General features: G+C 66.3%; 15 protein-coding genes. 1 reads left to right on the plus strand and 14 read right to left on the minus strand.

The genetic code is table 11. The annotated features are described in order from the left end of the window. Nucleotides 1-34: 34 nt before the first annotated feature. The 12 genes from murC to coq7 form a co-directional block, all read right to left on the minus strand. Entirely contained in the window at nucleotides 35-1,432 is a 1,398-nt protein-coding gene (gene murC, locus ACV22Z_RS27435) for a UDP-N-acetylmuramate--L-alanine ligase (protein WP_448079409.1), read from the minus strand. Continuing rightward, nucleotides 1,429-2,532, minus strand: coding sequence for an undecaprenyldiphospho-muramoylpentapeptide beta-N-acetylglucosaminyltransferase (gene murG, locus ACV22Z_RS27440; protein WP_448079410.1), 1,104 nt, complete (start codon nucleotides 2,530-2,532; stop codon nucleotides 1,429-1,431). Before murG ends, murC begins: the two co-directional genes overlap by 4 nt. Beyond that, the gene (gene ftsW / locus ACV22Z_RS27445; RefSeq protein WP_448079411.1) at nucleotides 2,529-3,812 is read right to left on the minus strand and encodes a putative lipid II flippase FtsW; all 1,284 of its coding nucleotides are present in this window, start codon (nucleotides 3,810-3,812) and stop codon (nucleotides 2,529-2,531) included. Before ftsW ends, murG begins: the two co-directional genes overlap by 4 nt. Beyond that, nucleotides 3,809-5,320, minus strand: a complete 1,512-nt coding sequence (gene murD, locus ACV22Z_RS27450) for a UDP-N-acetylmuramoyl-L-alanine--D-glutamate ligase (protein ID WP_448079412.1) — start codon at nucleotides 5,318-5,320, stop codon at nucleotides 3,809-3,811. Before murD ends, ftsW begins: the two co-directional genes overlap by 4 nt. Nucleotides 5,321-5,348: 28 nt before the next feature. After that, entirely contained in the window at nucleotides 5,349-6,518 is a 1,170-nt protein-coding gene (gene mraY, locus ACV22Z_RS27455; RefSeq protein WP_084900420.1) for a phospho-N-acetylmuramoyl-pentapeptide-transferase, read from the minus strand. Between the two features lie 16 nt (nucleotides 6,519-6,534). Further along, a complete protein-coding gene (locus ACV22Z_RS27460; RefSeq protein ID WP_448079413.1) occupies nucleotides 6,535-7,941 on the minus strand; it encodes a UDP-N-acetylmuramoyl-tripeptide--D-alanyl-D-alanine ligase in 1,407 nt (468 codons plus the stop codon). Next, entirely contained in the window at nucleotides 7,938-9,485 is a 1,548-nt protein-coding gene (locus tag ACV22Z_RS27465) for a UDP-N-acetylmuramoyl-L-alanyl-D-glutamate--2,6-diaminopimelate ligase (protein ID WP_448079414.1), read from the minus strand. Before ACV22Z_RS27465 ends, ACV22Z_RS27460 begins: the two co-directional genes overlap by 4 nt. Further along, nucleotides 9,482-11,329, minus strand: a complete 1,848-nt coding sequence (locus tag ACV22Z_RS27470) for a peptidoglycan D,D-transpeptidase FtsI family protein (RefSeq protein WP_448079415.1) — start codon at nucleotides 11,327-11,329, stop codon at nucleotides 9,482-9,484. Before ACV22Z_RS27470 ends, ACV22Z_RS27465 begins: the two co-directional genes overlap by 4 nt. Beyond that, nucleotides 11,326-11,670, minus strand: coding sequence for a cell division protein FtsL (ftsL, locus tag ACV22Z_RS27475; protein WP_448079416.1), 345 nt, complete (start codon nucleotides 11,668-11,670; stop codon nucleotides 11,326-11,328). The genes ACV22Z_RS27470 and ftsL overlap by 4 nt, the downstream gene beginning before the upstream one ends. Beyond that, on the minus strand, nucleotides 11,667-12,608 hold the full coding sequence (gene rsmH, locus ACV22Z_RS27480) for a 16S rRNA (cytosine(1402)-N(4))-methyltransferase RsmH (RefSeq protein ID WP_448079417.1): 942 nt from the start codon (nucleotides 12,606-12,608) through the stop codon (nucleotides 11,667-11,669). The genes ftsL and rsmH overlap by 4 nt, the downstream gene beginning before the upstream one ends. A gap of 23 nt (nucleotides 12,609-12,631) precedes the next feature. Then, complete coding sequence (mraZ, locus tag ACV22Z_RS27485; protein WP_006400450.1) at nucleotides 12,632-13,060, minus strand: division/cell wall cluster transcriptional repressor MraZ; 429 nt, start codon at nucleotides 13,058-13,060, stop codon at nucleotides 12,632-12,634. A gap of 389 nt (nucleotides 13,061-13,449) precedes the next feature. Then, nucleotides 13,450-14,076, minus strand: coding sequence for a 2-polyprenyl-3-methyl-6-methoxy-1,4-benzoquinone monooxygenase (gene coq7, locus ACV22Z_RS27490; protein ID WP_448079418.1), 627 nt, complete (start codon nucleotides 14,074-14,076; stop codon nucleotides 13,450-13,452). 279 nt (nucleotides 14,077-14,355) lie between these two features. On the opposite strand from coq7, the gene ACV22Z_RS27495 reads away from it, so the two are divergent. After that, nucleotides 14,356-15,513, plus strand: coding sequence for a porin (locus ACV22Z_RS27495; protein ID WP_448079419.1), 1,158 nt, complete (start codon nucleotides 14,356-14,358; stop codon nucleotides 15,511-15,513). A gap of 329 nt (nucleotides 15,514-15,842) precedes the next feature. Here ACV22Z_RS27495 and ACV22Z_RS27500 read toward each other — a convergent pair whose 3' ends face one another. Beyond that, on the minus strand, nucleotides 15,843-17,516 hold the full coding sequence (locus ACV22Z_RS27500) for a long-chain-fatty-acid--CoA ligase (protein WP_448079420.1): 1,674 nt from the start codon (nucleotides 17,514-17,516) through the stop codon (nucleotides 15,843-15,845). 137 nt (nucleotides 17,517-17,653) lie between these two features. Then, nucleotides 17,654-19,729, minus strand: a complete 2,076-nt coding sequence (locus ACV22Z_RS27505) for a molybdopterin-containing oxidoreductase family protein (RefSeq protein ID WP_448079421.1) — start codon at nucleotides 19,727-19,729, stop codon at nucleotides 17,654-17,656. Nucleotides 19,730-20,068: the final 339 nt, after the last annotated feature.

Genomic DNA, 20,068 nt, shown 5'->3' on the forward strand with positions numbered 1-20,068 from the left:
GAGCGAACGAAGTGAGCGTGGGGGTTGTTTCATATCATCCCTTCTGTTGCGTGTTCTGCACGACCTTCGCCGGCACGCCGCCGATCGAACCCGCGCCCATCGTGATCACCACGTCGCCGTTGCGGGCGACCTTCGCCAATGCATCCGGCACGTCGTCGACCGTCGCGACGAACACCGGGTCCACCTTGCCCGCCGCGCGCAGCGCACGCGACAGCGCGTCGCCGTTGGCGGTCGCGATCGCCGCCTCGCCCGCCGCGTAGACTTCCGTCAGCACCAGCGCATCGACCGTCGACAGCACGTTGACGAAATCGTCGAAACAGTCACGCGTGCGCGTATAGCGGTGCGGCTGGAACGCCAGCACGAGCCGGCGCCCCGGGAACGCGCCGCGCGCGGCCGCGACCGTCGCCGCCATCTCGACAGGGTGATGCCCGTAGTCGTCGATCAGCGTATAGCTGCCGCCGTCCGCCGCCGGTACCTCGCCGTAGCGCTGGAAGCGCCGGCCGACGCCGTTGAATTCCGCGAGCGCCTGCTGGATCGCGTCGTCGGACACGCCGAGATCCGTCGCGATCGCGATCGCCGCGAGCGCGTTCTGCACGTTGTGCAGGCCCGGCAGGTTCAGCACGACCGGCAGCGGCTCGCGCCCGTCGCGGATCACCGTGAAATGCATCCTGCCGTCGCGCGCGTCGATGTTCTCCGCGCGCACCTGCGCGTCCGGCGACAGCCCGTAACGCACCACCGGCTTCGAGATGAACGGGATGATCTGCCGCACGTTCGGATCGTCGACGCACACGACCGCGCTGCCGTAGAACGGCAGCCGCTGCGTGAATTCGATGAACGCCTGCTTGAGCCGAGCGAAGTCGTGGCCGTAGGTGTCCATGTGGTCGGCATCGATGTTCGTGATGACTTCGATTACCGGGAAGAGATTCAGGAACGACGCATCCGACTCGTCGGCCTCGGCGACGATGAAGTCGCCCGTGCCGAGCCGCGCGTTCGCGCCGGCGCTGATCAGGCGTCCGCCGATCACGAAGGTCGGATCGAGGCCGCCCGCGGCGAGCACGCTCGCGACGAGGCTCGTCGTCGTGGTCTTGCCGTGCGTGCCGGCGATCGCGATCCCCTGCTTCAGGCGCATCAGCTCGGCGAGCATCACCGCGCGCTGCACGATCGGCACGCGCTTCGCGCGCGCGGCCAGCACTTCCGGGTTGTCCGAACGCACGGCCGTCGACACGACGACCGCGTTCGCACCCTCGATGTTTGCCGCGTCATGACCGATCGCGATCCGCGCACCGAGCGCCTCGAGGCGCTCGGTCACCGTGTTGCGCGACAGGTCCGAGCCGCTGACCTGATAGCCGAGATTGACGAGCACTTCCGCGATGCCGCTCATGCCGGCGCCGCCGATCCCGACGAAATGAATGTGTTTGACGATGTGTTTCATTGCAGTTTTTCCAGGTTCGCGCCGGCCACCGTCGCGCAGACGCGCGCGACTTCATCGGTGGCATCCGGCTTCGCCAGCGAGCGCGAACGCTCCGCCATGTCCGCGAGCGACGCCCGCGACTGGCCGCGCAACCAGTCGGCGAGCAGCTCGGCCGACAGGTCGCGTTGTTGCACCAGCACCGCAGCACCCGCCTCGGCGAGAAACGCGGCGTTGGTCGTCTGATGATCGTCGACGGCATACGGGAACGGCACGAACAGCGCCGCGACACCCACCGCCGCGATCTCCGATACCGTCATCGCGCCCGAGCGGCAGATCACGAGATCCGCCGCGGCATACGCCGCTGCCATGTCGTCGATGAACGGCACGAGCTGCACGTCGCTGCCGTACGAAAGACCGGCGGCTTCGTAGTTCGCCTTCAGCGCGTCGATATGCTTCGCGCCCGCCTGATGCACGATGCGCGGACGCTCGCCCGGCGCCAGCATCGCGAGCGCGCGCGGCACGACTTCGTTCAGCGCGGCGGCGCCGAGGCTGCCGCCGACGACCAGCACGTTCAGCGGACCGCTGCGCGCCGCATAGCGTGCTTTGGGCGGTTCCGTGCGCGCAAGTTCCGCGCGGATCGGATTGCCCGTCCATTCGGCGTGCGGCAGCGCGTCCGGGAATGCGACGAGCACGCGCTTCGCGAGCTTCGCGAGCACCTTGTTCGCGAGGCCGGCGATCGAATTCTGTTCGTGCAGCACCAGCGGACGGCCCGACAGCGCCGTCATCACGCCCGCCGGGAACGTGATGTAGCCGCCCATCCCGAGCACCACATCCGGCCGCACGCGGCGCAGCGCGCCGAGGCTTTGCCCGCATGCGCGCAGCAGGTTGAACGGCAGCGACAGCTTGGTCCTCAGCCCCTTGCCGCGCACGCCGCCGAAGCGCACGTATTCCATCGGGATCCCGTGCTTCGGCACGAGCGTCGCTTCCATCCCCGCCGGATTGCCGAGCCATACGACGCGCCAGCCCGCCGCCTCCATCCGGTGCGCGACCGCGAGCCCCGGGAACACGTGGCCCCCGGTGCCGCCTGCCATCACCATCAGCGTGAGTCGCGGCGCGGTCATACCTTCCCTCCGCGCATCAGCACCCGGTTCTCGTAGTCGACCCGCAGCAGCACCGCGAGCGCGACGCAGTTCAGCAGAATGCCCGAGCCGCCATAGCTCACGAGCGGCAGCGTCAGACCCTTGGTCGGCAGCAGGCCGAGGTTCACGCCCATGTTGATGAACGCCTGCGCGCCGAACCAGATGCCGACGCCCTTCGCCGTCAACCCGGCGAACGTGCGGTCGAGCGCGAGCGCCTGGCGGCCGATCTCGAACGCGCGGCGCACGATCCAGTAGAACAGCAGGATCACGACCATCACGCCGATGAAGCCGAGCTCCTCGCCGATCACCGCGAGGATGAAGTCGGTATGCGCTTCGGGCAGGTAGTTCAGTTTCTCGACGCTGCCGCCGAGGCCGACGCCGAACCATTCGCCGCGGCCGAACGCGATCAGCGAGTGGGTGAGCTGGTACGCCTTGCCCTGCGCGTAGCGCTCGTCCCACGGATCGAGATACGCGAAGATCCGCTCGCGACGCCACGGCGACAGCCACACGAGCATCGTGAACGTGCCGACCGCCGTCGCGACGAGGCCGCCGAACAGCTTGCCGTTTACGCCGCCGAGGAACAGCACGCCCATCGCGATCGCGGCGATCACCATGAACGCACCCATGTCGGGCTCGAGCAGCAGCAGCGCGCCGACGAGGCCGACCGCACAGGCCATCGGCAGGAAGCCCTTCGCGAAGCTGTGCATGTACTCCTGCTTGCGCACCGTGTAGTTCGCCGCGTAGATCGTCACCGCGAGCTTCATGATTTCCGACGGCTGCATGTTCGTGATGCCGAGCGGAATCCAGCGGCGCGCACCGTTCACGCCCTTGCCGACGTGCGGAATCAGCACGATCACGAGGCCGACGAGCGCGATCAGGAAGAGATGCGGCGCGTACTTGTCCCACGTCGACACCGGCACGCGGAACGCGATCACCGCCGCGATGAACGCGACGACGAGCGACACGCAGTGGCGCATCAGGAACGCGTAATCGTGGTACGACGCGTATTTCGGCGAATCGGGCATCGCGATGGACGCCGAATAGACCATCACGACACCGAGCCCGAGCAGCGCGACCGCGACCCACAGCAACGAATAGTCGAAGTCGAGCATCCGCGACCGGCTCGGCCGCACGCCGCTGACGACGCTCGCGAGGCCGCCCGTCGCGGCGCGCGTGGCCGATGCGACACGGCCGCCGGCAGCATTGCCGCCGGCGTCGCGCTGACCGTTGAAACGGGAGACGAGGCGATCGGTCCAGCTCATGGCGTCGCTCCTTTGTCGATGGCGATGTCGTCCACGGCCGCGCGGAACACGTCCGCGCGATGAGCGTAATTCTTGAACATGTCGAGGCTCGCGCACGCGGGCGACAGCAGCACCGCGTCGCCCGCCTCTGCGAGGTCGGCCGCCGCGCGCACCGCTTCCTCGAGCGTCGCGTGGTCGACGAGCGGCACGCCCGTTTCCGCGAGCGTGTCGCGGATCGCCGGCGCGTCGCGGCCGATCAGCATCACCGCGCGGCACCAGCGCGCAACCGGCGCGACGAGCGGCGCGAAATCCTGCCCCTTGCCGTCGCCACCCGCGATCAGCACGATCTTCTGCGCAAGCCCGTCGAGCGCGGCCACCGTCGCGCCGACGTTCGTGCCCTTGCTGTCGTCGACGTAGTCGACGTCGTCGATCGTCGCGATCACTTCGACGCGATGCGCTTCGCCGCGGTATTCGCGCAGCCCGTGCAGCAGCGGCGCGGCCGGCAGGTCGATCGCGCGGGCGAGCGCAAACGCGGCCAATGCGTTCGCCGCGTTGTGCAGCCCGCGGATGCGCAGCGCGTCGGCCGGCATCAGGCGCTTCAGCGCGATGTCCGGCGCGTGCGCGACATCGCGCTTGCGACGTCGGCCCGTCGCCGGCTGGTCGGCGGCGTCGCGATCGATCGCCTCGACGAGCCATGCGATCCCGTTGTCGCGCGACAGCCCGTAATCGCCGTCATGCACGGGCTCGTTCAGGCCGAACGTGACCGTGCGCGGCGCATCGGCCGCGCCCGCAGCCGGTGCGAACTTCATCACCGCCGCGTCGTCGCGATTCAGCACGCGCGTCGTCGTCGCGCCGAAGATCCGGCCCTTTGCTGCCGCGTACGCGTCGAAGCTGCCGTGCCAGTCGAGGTGATCCTGAGTGATGTTGAGGATCGTGGCCGCGTCCGGCGCGAACGTGCGCGCGGTTTCGAGCTGGAAGCTCGACAGTTCGAGCACCCAGACGTCCGGCAGCGCGGTCGCGTCGATGGCGGCAGCAAGGCGATCGAGCATCGCCGGGCTGATGTTGCCCGCGACGCCGACCTTCTTGCCCGCGCGTTCGCACAGGAGGCCCGTGAGGCTCGTGGTCGTGGTCTTGCCGTTCGTGCCGGTGATCGCCAGCACCTTCGGCTGATAGCCGCTCGCGCCGAGCGCGCGCAGCGCCTGCGCGAAGAATTCCAGCTCGCCCCACACCGCGACGCCGCGCTCGTTCGCCGCCGCGATCAGCGCCGCGAGCGCCGGCTCGAGCGGCGACAGGCCGGGGCTCAGCCCGACGATCTCGACGCCGCCGTCGAGCAATGCGGGCGAAAACGGCCCGCCGACGAATTCCGCATCGATGCCTTCAGCCTGCAGCGCGGCAAGGTTCGGCGGCGCCTCGCGGGTATCGGCAATGCGCAGCCGGCACCCGTGCCTCGCGCACCACCGCGCGATCGCGAGGCCCGATTCGCCGAGCCCCAGCACCAGCACCATCGGCCGCTGCCGATCTCCAAACATCTCGCCAGACATCCTTGTTACCTTTCCTTTACCGCAATTTGAGGGTGGTCAGACCGAACAGGCACAGCATCAGCGTGATGATCCAGAAACGCACCACCACCTGCGTTTCCTTCCAGCCGGACAATTCGAAATGGTGATGCAGCGGCGCCATCTTCAGCAGGCGCCGCCCTTCGCCGTAGCGCTTCTTCGTGTACTTGAACCACGAGACCTGCAGCATCACCGACAGCGTTTCCGCGACGAAGATGCCGCCCATGATGAACAGCACGATTTCCTGGCGCACGATCACCGCGACCGTGCCGAGCGCGCCGCCGAGCGCCAGCGCGCCGACGTCGCCCATGAACACCTGCGCGGGGTGCGTGTTGTACCAGAGGAACGCGAGCCCTGCCCCGCCCATCGCGGAACAGAAGATCAGCAGTTCGCCCGCGCCCGGGATGTGCGGGAACAGCAGGTATTTCGAATAGACCGCGCTGCCCATCACGTACGCGAACACCCCCAGCGACGCGCCGACCAGCACGACCGGCATGATCACGAGGCCGTCGAGGCCGTCGGTCAGGTTCACCGCGTTGCTCGCGCCGACGATCACGAAATAGGTCAGCACGATGAAGCCCCATACACCGAGCGGGTAGCTGATCGACTTCAGGAACGGCAGCATCAGGTCGGCGCGCGCCGGCAGCCCCATCGACAGGCCGCTCCTCACCCACGCCATGAACAGGTCGAACACGCGCACGTTGCTCGCCTCGGACACGCTGAAGGCGAGGTAGACCGCCGCGAACAGGCCGATCACCGACTGCCAGAAATACTTCTCGCGCGACGACATCCCGCGCGGGTCCTTGTGGACGACCTTGCGATAGTCGTCGACCCAGCCGATCACGCCGAAACCGAACGTGACGAGCATCACGATCCAGATGAAGCGGTTCGTCAGGTCGCCCCACAGCAGCGTCGCGACCGCGATGCCGATCAGGATCAGCACGCCGCCCATCGTCGGCGTGCCGGACTTGACGAGGTGCGTCTGCGGGCCGTCCTTGCGCACGGCCTGCCCCACCTTCATTTGCGTCAGCTTGCGGATCACCCACGGTCCGCACACGAGCCCGATCCCGAGCGCGGTGATGGTGGCCATCACCGCACGGAACGTCAGGTACGTGAACAAGCGCAAAAAGCTTGCGTCGCCCTGCAGCCATTGCGCCAGCGCCAGCAGCATGCTTCCTTCCTTCTACTCAGTGTGCGGCGGGCGCCGTGCCCGCCGCGGGTTGGTTCGTCAGCGCGTCGACCACGCGCTCCATCTTCATGTACCGCGAGCCCTTCACGAGCACCGTCGCCTGCGCGCCGTAGCCCGCCTCGAGCAGTGCGGCGGCGAGCGCCGCGACGTCGCCGAAATGGCGGGCCGCTTCGCCGTATGCGGCGCACGCATCGCGCGACGCGTCGCCGAGCGCGAACAGCGCATCGATGCCGCGCTCGCGCGCGTAGGCGCCCACCTCGCGATGGAACGCCGGACCTTCGTCGCCGACCTCGCCCATGTCGCCGATCACCAGCACGCGCGGCGCCGGCTGCGCCGCGAGCACGTCGATCGCCGCGCGCATCGAGTCGGGGTTCGCGTTGTAGGTGTCGTCGACGACCGTCGCGCCCGCGAGGCTGCCGACGTTCGCTTGCCGGACCTGCAGACGGCCCTTGACCGGTTCGAACGCTTCCAGCCCCTGCTTGATCGCCGGCAGCGGCACGCCGGCGGCCAGCGCCGCGGCCGTGGCCGCCAGCGCATTGCGCGCGTTGTGCTCGCCGAGCGCGCGCAGCCGCACGTCGATGCGCCCGGCGGGCGTGTCGATCGCGAGCGCGCCGCCGTGCAGACGGCCCGTCACCTGCGCGTCGATCTGCCGCTCGGCATCATGGAGTGCAAAGTCCATGATCCGGTTCCCCGTCGCCGCGACGCGCCAGATGCCCGCATACGCGTCGTCGGCCGGGAACACCGCGACGCCGTCCGGCGCCAGCGCGTGGATCACGGCCGCGTGCTCGAGCGCGACGGCTTCGACCGTCGCCATGAATTCCTGGTGCTCGCGCTGCGCGTTGTTCACGAGCGCGACCGTCGGCGCCGTGAGGCGCGCGAGGATCTCCGTCTCGCCCGGATGATTCATCCCGAGTTCGATCACGGCGAGCCGGTGCGCGGCGGTCAGGCGCAGCAGCGTCAGCGGCAGCCCGATGTCGTTGTTGAGATTGCCGGCCGTCGCGAGACGCGCATCGGCGCCGACCGCGGCAGCGAAAACCGACGCGATCATTTCCTTGACCGTCGTCTTGCCGTTGCTGCCCGTCACCGCAACGAGCGGCAACGCGAATCGTTTGCGCCAGCCGTGTGCGAGCGCGCCGAGTGCGGCACGCGTTTCGCCGCCTTCGATCGCCGGCATCACGAGACCGGCCGGCACGCGCGCCACGAGCGCCGCCGACGCGCCGCGCGCGGCCACGTCGCCGAGGAAATCGTGCGCGTCGAAACGCTCCCCTTTCAGCGCGACGAACAGGTCGCCCGGGCCGACCGTGCGGCTGTCCGTCGACACGCGGTCGAACGTGACGCCCGCGTCGCCGTGGACGGTCGCGCCGGGAATCAGGCGGGCGGCTTCGCCGAGACTGAGCATCGTCATTCGCTGCCTCCCTTGCCGTGCGTCGCGCGCGCCGCGAGCGCGAGCCGTGCGTGATCCTGGTCGGAGAACGCGCGCTTCTTGCCCATGATTTCCTGTGTCGCCTCGTGCCCCTTGCCGGCCAGCACGACGACGTCCTCGCGCGCCGCGCCGCGCACCGCCTGCAGGATCGCGCTCGCGCGATCCTCGACGCGGCGGGCCTTCGCAGGCGCGCTCATGCCGGCAATTACCTGGTCGATGATGCGCTGCGGATCCTCGCTGCGCGGATTGTCGCTCGTGACGACGACCTCGTCGGCAACCCGCTCGGCGATCGCGCCCATCAGCGGGCGCTTCGTCGCGTCGCGATCGCCGCCGCAGCCAAACATGCAGACGAGCGCGCCGCCGCGCGCGGTGGCAATCGGGCGCAGCGCGTCGAGCGTCTTCTCGAGCGCATCAGGCGTGTGCGCATAGTCGATCACGACGAGCGGCTCGTCGTTCTGCAGGCGGCCGCCGAGGCGCTGCATCCGGCCGTTGACCGATTCGAGCCGCGCGATCTCGACGAGCGCCGCATCGAACGGCACGTCGGCCGCGAGCAGCGTGCCGAGCACCGCGAGCAGGTTGCTCACGTTGAACGTGCCGAGCGTGCCGACCTCGACGTCCGCATCGCCCCACGACGAGTGCAGGCGGAACGCGGTGCCCGTCGCGGTTGCGCGCACGTCGAGCGCCGTCAGCGCGCGATCCGCGCCCGTCGCCGGCTTATCGTCGATTCCGCCGATGCCATATTCGATCGTGCTCACGCGGCCGGACAGGTTCTCGAGCAGCCGGCGGCCGGCCGCGTCGTCGCGATTGACGACCGCGGCGCGCAGCCCGCGCCACGCGAACAGTTTCGTCTTCGCGGCTTCGTACGCTTCGAACGTGCCGTGATAGTCGAGATGGTCCTGCGTGAGATTCGTGAAGACGGCGATGTCGAATGCGGTGCCGTTCGCGCGCCCCTGGTGCAGTGCGTGCGACGACACTTCCATCGCGACCGCCTTTGCGCCCGCGCCGCGCAGCTGCGCGAGGCTGCGCTGCAGCTGCGGCGCGTCGGGCGTCGTGAAGCCGGTCGGCACGAGATGGCCCGGCATTCCGCTGCCGAGCGTGCCGATCACCGCGCACGGCTGATGCAGCGCCGTCAATGCGGCGGCAATCCACTGCGTGCAGGACGTCTTGCCGTTCGTGCCGGTCACGCCGATGGCGAGCAGGCTGTCGCTCGGATCGCCGTACCAGCCGCTGGCGATGTCGCCGGCCAGCTCGTTCAGCGCCGGCACGGCCAGTGCGAGCGGCGCGGCGGGCGCGGTGGCAAGGCCGTCCGGCTGATACAGCACGGCGGCGGCGCCCTGTGCGACGGCATCGGAAATGAAGGCGCGGTTGTCGGCCCCGTCGACGGCATACGCGAGGAACACGTCGCCTGCGCCGAGGCTGCGCGTATCCGCATGCAGTTGCGCCGCGGGGGCCACATGCTGACGCAGCCACGCAAGCGCGGCTGCGATCTGCTGGTGCGCCGGATGAGAACTGCGAGCGGCGCTCATCGAATGACTCCAGGAGAATTGCGTGTCGTGCTGGACACGATCATATGCTTGGCGCCGGCCCCTGCGGCCAGCTTTTGCGGCCCGGCCGCGGCAGGCGCGGAAGCTGCGTCGTCGGACACGACGAGCTGCTTGACCGGCATGTTCGGCGGCACGTTCAGCGCGCGCAACGCATCGCCCGCGATCGCCGAGAACACCGGCCCCGACACCTGCCCGCCGAAGTGGCTGCCCGCCGTCGGCTCGTCGACCGACACCGCGACCACGATGCGCGGATTCGGCATCGGCGCCATCCCGACGAACGATGCGCGGTACTTGCGCGTATAGCCGTGGCCTTCATGCTTGTACGCGGTACCGCTCTTGCCGCCGACGCGATAGCCGGGCACGGCGGCGTCCGGCGACGTGCCGCCCGGCGCCACCACCGTTTCGAGCATCGCGCGCACTTCGCGCGCGGTGTTCGGCGCGAAGATCTGCTGGCCCACGATCGACTGTGCCGGATCGGTCTTGAAGATCGACACGGGCATCATCTCGCCGTCGTGCGCGATCGCGGTGTACGCGCGCGCAAGCTGGAACAGCGACACGGACAGGCCGTAGCCGTACGACATCGTCGCCTGCTCGATCCGGCGCCAGCTCTTCCACGGCCGCAAACGGCCCGCCGCCGCGCCCGGGAAACCGACCTTCGGCGCCTGGCCGAGGCCGATGCTCGTATACATATTCCACATTTCCTCGGGCTTCATCGTCATCGCGATCTTCGTCGCGCCGATGTTGCTCGATTTCTGGATCACGCCGCCGACCGTCAGCGTGCCGAAGCCCGAGTCGTCGGTGATCGGCGCGCCATCCAGCACGAAATGGCCGTTGCCGGTCTCGACGAGCGTGTTCGGCGTCACGCGATGCAGGTCGAGCGCGAGCGAAACCGTAAACGGCTTCATGATCGAGCCCGGCTCGAACACGTCCGTCAGGATCCGGTTGCGCAGCTGCTCGCCCGTCAGGTGAGAACGGTCGTTCGGGTTGTACGTCGGATAATTGACGAGCGCGAGCACCTCGCCGGTGCGCACGTCGACGACCATCGCCGCGCCGGCCTTCGCCTTGAACTTCTCGACGGCGGCTTTCAGGTTCGCGTACGCGATGTACTGGATCTTGCTGTCGATCGACAGGTCGACATCCGTGCCGTTGTGGGGCGGCAGCTGCTCGGCGACGTCCTCGATGATGTGGCCCATCCGGTCCTTGATCACGCGGCGCACGCCGGACGTGCCGGACAGCATCTTCTGGTCGCCCAGCTCGACGCCTTCCTGGCCTTCGTCCTCGACGTTCGTGAAGCCGATCAGGTGCGCGGTGATCTCGCCTTCCGGATAGAAGCGCTTGTACTCGTTGCGCTGGTAGATGCCCGGGATGTCGAGCGCCGCGACCTTGTCGGCGACGTCGATCGGCACCTGGCGCTTCACGTAGACGAAACCCTTGTCCTCCGACAGCTTCGCTCGCAGCTCCTTCTGCGTCATGCCGAGCAGCTTGCCGAGCTGGTCGATCTTGTCCGCGCCGAGGTCGTCCGGCACCGCGTCGGGAATTGCCCAGATCGCACGCACGGGCAGGCTCGTCGCGAGCACGAGCCCGTTACGGTCGAGAATCTTGCCGCGCGTCGCCGGCAGCTCGATCGTGCGCTGGTAGCGGCTTTCGCCCTGCTTCTGATAGAACGCGTTGCCGGGGCCCTGGATCCAGAACGCCCGCGCGGCCAGCGCGACGAACGCCATGAACAGCATGAACACGACGAGTTTCGAGCGCCACATCGGCAGATGCACGCCCAGCACAGGGCTCGACGAGAACTTCACGTTCTGGCGCTTCTGGGACGGTTTCATCGCGCGCCCCCCTTGCCCTTGCCCGGCACGACGTCGGCCGATGCGGGAATCGGTGCGTCGATCGCGTTCGCGGCGCCCGGCGCCAGCGTCAGATATTGCGTGCGGCCGGTCGTGACCGGCTGCATCTTCAGCGAATCGTTCGCGAGCTGCTCGATGCGCGACGTCTTCGACAGCGCGCTCTGCTGATACTGGAGCTGCGCGTAGTCCTGCTGGAGCTGATGCTCCTGCGACTGCGCGCGCTGCAGCTGGATGAAGATCTGGCGCTGGTGGTTCGTCGAATTGACGACCGACAGCGCGCAGCCCATCACGATGATCAGGAGAAAGATATTGAAGCGGCTCATGGCGCGACGCGCTCCGCGATGCGCATCACCGCCGACCGGGCACGCGGATTCGCTGCCACTTCCGCGTCGCTCGGGAATTTACGGCCGATTATCTTGAGCGGGGGGCTCGGGAGATCGACGGCGCGGATCGGCAGGCGACGATCGACCGCAGGCGCACTGGCGTGCGCCTGCATGAATCGCTTGACGATCCGGTCCTCGAGTGAATGAAAGCTGATGACCACCAGCCGCCCCCCTTGCTCCAACGACGACAAAGCCGCGTCTAGTACGACTTGCAGGTCCGCAAGCTCTTGATTGACGTGAATCCGTATAGCCTGAAAGGTGCGGGTTGCCGGATCCTTGCCCTTCTCACGGGTTTTGACGACGTGACCCACGATTTGGGCAAGCTCGCCCGTGGTGTCGAGAGGCCCAAGACGGTCGGACTCTGCCCGGCGAGCAACAAGCGCCTTTGCAATCTGAAAAGCAAACCGTTCTTCCCCATAATCCCGTATCACCTCCGTCAGTTCCTGCAGCGATGCCCGCGCCAGCCATTCGGCCGCCGACTCGCCGCGCGTCGGGTCCATCCTCATGTCCAGCGGGCCGTCCGAGCGGAAGCTGAAGCCTCGCTCCGGATCGTCCACCTGCGGCGAGGACACGCCCAGGTCCAGCAACACACCCGACACCTTCTCGATGCCGCGCGCCGCCAGCGCGCCCCGCATCGACGCAAAGCTGTCATGCACGATCGAGAAGCGCGCATCCTCGATGCGCTGCGCCGTCTCGATCGCACGCGGATCCTTGTCGAACGCGATCAGCCGCCCGGCCGCCCCGAGCCGCGCGAGCACCGCGCGGCTGTGACCGCCGCGCCCGAACGTGCCGTCGACGTAGATACCGTCCGGCCGCGTCACGAGCGCTTCGACCGCTTCGTCCAACAGCACCGTACGATGCTGCAATTCGTTTCCCATCGCGGGCGTCTCCGTCACCGCAATCAAAACGTGAAATTCTTCAGCGCGTCGGGCATGCCCTGCGCCATCGCTGCCTGCTCCTTCGCGATGTAGGTCTGCGAATCCCACAGCTCGAAGTGACTACCCATTCCCAACAACATGACTTCCTTTTCAAGCCCGGCTGCCATGCGCAGCTCGGGCGATACGAGAATCCGGCCTGCGCTGTCGAGATCGACATCCATCGCATTGCCGAGAAAAATCCGCCGCCACCAGTGCGCGTCCATCGGCAGCGCAGCGATCTTGGCGCGGAACACCTCCCATTCGGGGCGCGGAAACAGCAACAGGCAGCCGTCCGGGTGCTTGGTCACAGTCACCCGTCCTTCTGCCTGTCCTTGCAGCGCTTCGCGATAGCGAGCCGGCACCGACATCCGCCCTTTCGCATCGAGCGTCAGCGCCGACGCCCCTTGGAACACTTTCCGCTCTCCCCGATCAGGGCACCGAAGCACCCGCCCAATGCTGAGAATTTAGCCGGAATAGCCTGCCAAATCACACAAAAATACACTTTCTCACACTGTCTCCCACTTTAGTGGAAGGGTTTGGCACGGTCAAGGGAGCGGCCCGGTTTTTTGACGAATTTTGTTAGTTAGAACAAGGACTTACGCGCACATCCTCATGCGCCCCCTTTATTCCAAAAACCGTTAAAAATGAATGAGCTAGTGCAACTTGTGAAGGTGATACGTGAGCAAGACGGGCCAGATGGGCGTGCGGACGGGGCTTTCGGGGGCGGGAAAACGCGGAAAAAGCGGGCGGTATCGGCAGGCTCGATCGCGGGGCGGCGCACGTCGCCGCCCCACGGATTTCGTCACAGATAGTACGCAGTGCTCGTCATGATCTTCGACGCGGCGCGCATCAGCATCCGCGCGGGCAGCGGCAGTTCGATGCCGCCCGCGTCGGTCGCGGCCTTGCCGTGCTTCACCTCGTCAGCACGCATCTGCTCGACGATCGCGCGCGACGCCGTGTCCGCCGCTGGCAGATCCGACATGTGTCCGTCCAGATGGCTTTCGACCTGGCGTTCCGTCTCGGCCATGAAGCCGAGGCTGACCTTGTCGCCCAGCGTGCCGGCCGCGACACCGATCGCGAGCGCCCCCGCGTACCACAGCGGATTCAGCAGGCTCGGACGCGAATCGAGCTCCTTGAGCCGGTGGGCGGTCCACGCGAGGTGGTCCTCCTCTTCGCGTGCCGCCTCCTCGAACATCACCTTCGCCGTCGGCGAGCGCGCCGTCAGCTTCTGCGCCTGGTAAAGCGCCTGCGCGCAGATCTCGCCGACATGGTTCACGCGCATCAGCCCCGCGGCATGCGTACGCTCCGCCGGCGTCAGTTCGGCGGTCGGCGGCTCGGCCGGCGCAGGCACGGGGCGGCCCATCCGGTTCACTCCCGACAGCGACCGCAGGCCGCGATCGAATTCGCTGATCAGTTCATCAAACACCATCCTGTTCTCCTGGCTGCGTGTGCATCCGCGCGCGGCGAATGCACGTGTCCGCTGCGTAACCGACTTGATTCTTCAGCGGAAATTGCGGTTAACCCGTGATTTTAACCATTGTTGCATAAAGGAAACATGCCGGCCTCGGGCCGCGGCGTTTCGCTTTGTAGCAAAAAGTCCTTGCGCTACATTACGTCCGACTTCATGAGAAGTTGAAGCGGGGATTGCCGACAGAACATAACTATTTGCCCCGCCACAAAAAATTCAGTGATTCTTGGAGATCCGTTAATGAAAAAGTCGCTTCTCGCGCTCGTCGCGTTGGGCGCGTTCGCTGGCGCAGCCCATGCGCAAAGCAGCGTGACGCTTTACGGCATCATCGATGAAGGCTTCATCTTCAACAACAACGCGAAGGGCGGCCACCTGTACGGTCTGGCCAGCGGCGTGCTGCAAGGCAGCCGCTTTGGCTTGCGCGGTACCGAAGATCTCGGCGCGGGCCTGAAGGCGATCTTCGTGCTTGAGAACGGCTTCGACGTGAACTCCGGCAAGCTCGGCCAAGGCGGCCTCATGTTCGGCCGCCAGGCCTACGTCGGCCTGTCGAGCAACTTCGGTACGGTCACGCTGGGCCGCCAGTACGACTCCGTCGTCGACTTCGTCGGCCCGCTCGAGGCAGGCGACCAGTGGGGCGGCTACATCGCCGCTCACCCGGGCGACCTCGACAACTTCAACAACGCATACCGCGTGAACAACGCGGTCAAGTACACGAGCCCGACCTACAACGGCTTCTCGTTCGGCGGCATGTACAGCTTCGGCGGGCAAGCCGGCCAGTTCGCCAAGAACCAGGTCTGGTCGCTCGGCGCAGGCTACAACAACGGCCCGCTGGTCCTCGGCGTCGGCTACCTGAACGCACGCACGCCGGCGAACTTCGGCGGCATGTTCAACACCGGCGCATCCGCTGCGGCAACTGCCGTCACGTCGCCGGTCTACGGCGCGTACGCGAACAGCGCGAACACGTACCAGGTCATCGGTGCAGGCGGCGCATACACGTTCGGCGCGGCGACGATCGGCGCAACGTACTCGAACACGAAGTTCAAGAGCTTCAGCGTCGGCCCGTTCGTCGGCCAGACCGCGACGTTCAACAACGGCGAAATCAACTTCAAGTATCAGTTGACCCCGGCGCTGATCCTGGGCGCGGCATACGACTATACGCAAGGCAGCAAGATCGACAACGCATCGGCAGCGAAGTACCACCAGGGCTCGCTGGGCGTCGACTACTTCCTGTCGAAGCGTACCGACGTCTATGTGATCGGCGTGTACCAGCATGCGTCGGGCAACGCGCTCGACTCGAAGGGCGACGTCGTCCAGGCGACCGCAGCGATCAACGGCCTCGACCCGTCGAGGACCAGCAACCAGGTGGCAGCTCGCGTCGGCATCCGTCACAAGTTCTAACCAGCTTGTCTGACAAGCCGCAGTGCATTGAAGGCGCCTTCGGGCGCCTTTTTCTTTTCCGGCGCTGCGAATCTTGATGCAGTGGGTCTTGCCAACCGGGGCGCACACCTCGTCATGAACGAACTGGCGCGCCAGGTGGAATAAGGGGCGGCTCTGGCGGACAGGCTCGGCCGGCAAGCCGCGCCGGATGCGGCACGCAGGGCTGAAAATTGAAAGGCCTGAGTCCCGTGCAATACAGGACTCAGGCCTTGGGTACCGCCCAACGTTTAATTGTCCCGCTTCGCGGGCGGCAGTTCACGAGCGCCGGGCTTTTCCGTTCGGCTGCGACGTCACGCGCGTCCGTCTCGCAGTTCGCGCCGGAGGATCTTGCCGACGTTCGTCTTCGGCAATTCCGTGCGGAACTCGACGAACTTCGGCCGCTTGTATCCCGTGAGGCGCTCCTTGCAGTACGCGAGGATGTCCTTGTCGGTGAGCGCCGGATCCTTCTTCACGATGAACAGCTTCACCGCCTCGCCCGAATGCTCGTCCGGCACGCCGACCGCCGCCACTTCGAAGACGCCCGGATGCGACGCCACCACGTCCTCGACCTCGTTCGGATACACGTTGAAGCCAGACACGAGGATCATGTCCTTCTTCCGGTCGACGATCTTCACGTAGCCGCGTGCGTCCATCACGCCGACGTCGCCCGTCTTGAAGAAGCCGTCCGGACACATGACCTTCGCGGTTTCATCGGGGCGATTCCAGTAGCCGGCCATCACCTGCGGCCCGCGGATGCAGATCTCGCCCGGCTCGCCGAGCGGAACTTCGTTGCCGGCGTCGTCGCGAATCGACACTTCGGTCGACGGCAGCGGCAGCCCGATCGTCCCGCTGTATTCGGTCGCCGTCACCGGATTGCAGGTGGCGACAGGCGACGTCTCCGACAACCCATAGCCTTCGACAATCGCGGTATGCGTCTTTTCATACCAGCGCTTCGCAACGTTTTCCTGGATCGCCATGCCGCCGCCGTTGGCGATCGCGAGCTTCGAAAGGTCGAGCTGGTCGAAATCCGGGTGGTTCAGCAGCGCGTTGTAAAGCGTGTTGACCGCGGGAACCGTCGAGATCTGGTAACCCTTCAGCTCCTTGATCATCCCGCCGATATCGCGCGGATTCGGAATCAGGATCCCCATGCCGCCGGTGCGCATCGTCAGGAAGCCGCAGACCGTCAACGCGAACACGTGGTAAAGCGGCAGCGCAACCACGGTCACGAACTGCTTCACGTCAGGAAACTTCGCATGCGCGGGGTGGTGCCAGGCCTCGGCCTGCAGCACGTTCGACACGATGTTGCGGTGCAGCAGCGTTGCCCCTTTCGCGACGCCGGTCGTGCCGCCCGTGTACTGCAGGAATGCGACGTCGTTCGGGCCCAGCTTCTGCGGCTTGAACGCCTGCCGCGCGCCTTCCGACAGTGCGGCCTTGAATCGCGTGAAGGACGGGAGCTGCCACGCCGGCACCATCTTCTTGACGTTGCGCACGACGTAGTTGACGAGCCAGCCCTTGACGCCCATCAGGTCGCCCATCGACGCGACGACCACATGCTTGACGGCCGTATTGGCTACGACAGCCTGCAGTGTCGACGCGAAATTTTCGAGGATGACGATCGCTTCGGCGCCGCTGTCCTTGAGCTGGTGCTCGAGCTCGCGCGGCGTGTACAGCGGATTCACGTTGACAACCGTATAGCCGGCGCGCAGGACTGCGGCAATCGCGATGGGGTACTGCAGTACGTTCGGCATCATGATCGCGACGCGGGCGCCGCGCGCCAGCCCGCGCGACTGCAGCCACGCGCCGAACCGGCGCGACAGTGCGTCCAGCTCGCCGTAGGTGATTGCCTTGCCCATGCAGACGAACGCCGTCCGATCACGGTATTTGCTGAAACTCTCTTCGAGCAGGTCGGCGACGGAGGGATACGGAGACGCGTCAATTTCGGCTGGAACGCCGCTCGGGTACGATTTCAGCCAAATTTTGTCCATGCTCCGCGTCTCCTCACTGATTTTCGAATGGTCGTGCTAAAACGCATCGTAGCGGCTCGCTCGACCTGAGACAACAGGGTTAGACACTCCCTTCGAACTTCCGGTGGAACCGATCGGTGCATTGCTCCGATCTTCCGTCAAATGCGGGCTACGTCGACCAAACAGTCATAGAACGTGGCGGAATTGCCCAGATCGGTGAGGGCCTGGCTCGTCACTTCGTTCGCATTTCGGCCGTCCGGCGACAACTTCTTCCACCAGATCGACAAGCCGACCACGAGCCCGGCGCGGGCGCGGTCGGTAATCCGTGCGCGCGCCTGCATCGAACCGCGATCGTTGAAGATGCGGACAAGGTCGCCATCCGAGATGCCTCGCGCTGACGCATCGGCCGGATGGATATCGAGATGTGGCTGGCCTTCCGTGTTGCGCAGGCTGTCGACGTTCACGAATGTGCTGTTCAGGAAGTTTCGGGCCGGCGGCGAGATCATCGCGAGCGGATAACGCTCGGCAAGATCGGGCGCGGCCTCGGCCGACTCGAACGGCGGCAGATAGTCCGGAACGGGATCCATCCCGAGCTCCGCCAGCCGTGCGCTGTAGAACTCGCATTTGCCGGAAGGCGTCCGGAAGCCGCCATTTGCAAACGGCGCGTCGGGCAGCTTGAGCTTCACCCATCCCGCCTGCTTCAGCGTATCCCAGTCGCTGTCGAGCGACGGATCGTCCCAGCGCAGCGCAGCGCGGGCGACCTCTTCGTCGCTTTGATAAAGCGCAGGCTCGTCCAGCCCCATGCTGCGCGCGATACCCCTGAAAATTTCCGTGTTCGGCCGCGCGTCGCCTACTGGCGGGATCGACGGAAGGTTGGCCATCACGTAGGTATGGCCGTAGGACTTGTGGACATCGAGATGTTCGAGCTGCGTGGTCGCTGGCAACACAATGTCGGCGAAGTCGACGGTATCTGTCTTGAAATGCTCGAGAACGACAGTGAACAGGTCGTCACGCGCGAACCCGGCTGCCACCTTCGACGAATCTGGCGCAACGGCGACAGGATTCGAGTTGTAGACGATCATCGCTTCGACTTTCGGCCCGAACGCCGCGTCGCCCGGATGCAGCAGCGCATCGCCGATCGCATTCATGTTGATGACGCGCGGCAGCTGCTGCGGCCAGCCCGGCATCAGGTCCGGACGCAGCAACGCGGCATGATTCACCGGCGCCCATTCGGACGACGACAGCAGCATTCCGCCAGCCCGATCCCGCCATGCGCCCGTCAGCGCCGGCAGGCTGGCGATCGCGCGCACCGCGTTGCCGCCGCCGCGCACGCGCTGCATTCCGTAGTTCAGCCGGATCGACGCCTTGCGCGTCGCGCCGTAACGGCGCGCGAGGTCGACCAGCTCCGAGGCGTCGATGCCGCAAATTTGTGCAACACGCTCAGGCGGATAGGACATCGCGCGCGTCTTCAATGCGTCGAATCCGACCGTGTGGCTGTCGATATAGTCGTGATCGAGCAGGCCCTCGGTAATCAGCACGTACATCATGCCGAGCGCGAACGCGCCGTCGGTACCGGGACGCAACGCGATGTGCTGATGGCACTTCTCCGCGGTCAGCGAGCGATACGGGTCGATCGCGACGAGATGCGCGCCGCGCCGCTTTGCCTCCTGTGCACGCGTCCAGAAATGGAGGCTCGACGCGATCGGATTCGCGCCCCAAATCAGGATCAGCTCGCTCTCCTCGAAATATTCGAGGTGCATGCCGAGACTTCCGCCATATGTGTAGCGCAATCCCGCTGCACCCGCCGCCGCGCAAATCGCACGCTCGAGCCGGGACGCGCCGAGCTTGTGGAAGAAACGTTGGGCGATGCCCTCGCCCTGCACGAGTCCCATTGTGCCGGCGTAGCTGTACGGCACGATCGCTTCCGGCGCACGCTTCGCGATTTCGCAGAGGCGTTGGCCGATTTCGTCGAATGCCTCGCTCCAGCTGATGGGGGCGAAGCGCCCCTCGCCTTTCGGGCCGATTCGCTTGAGCGGGACAGTCAGGCGTTCGGGATGATGAACCCGATCGGCATAGCGGCTGACCTTCGTGCACAACACGCCCTGGGTCGGCGGATGGTCAGGATCACCGGAAACCTTGATCGCCCTGCCATTCTCGACAGTCACGCGCATCGCGCACGTATCCGGACAGTCATGAGGGCATACGGCCCGGGCAACCTGTGTGAGGGCGTTCATCGTTTTATACGCAGATGTTGGGGAATTTCGGGATTTTACGGTGGCAGTGCGACTTGAAGTGCCTATTTTGTGAGGCGAGCTTACTTTGCACTTTCGCCTGTGAGTTGGAAAGGCTGGTGCCCGGTGGTTGATTCGGCCGGATGCGTCGTCTCGACGGAATGGCGAAACGGTTACGGGGAAGGAATGGAGCGCCGATTTGACTCACCGTCGATGGCGCCTTGGTCTCGCAGCGGCGTAGCGTCGGCCTGGGGTGAACGGACAGCAGTTCGTGCGTACGCAGGGAAGATGCAGCGGGGTAAGGTCAGTAAGGTCAGTGGCGTAGCGTCGGCCAGGGGTAAG

The sequence above is a fragment of the Burkholderia sp. PU8-34 genome, assembly GCF_053427725.1.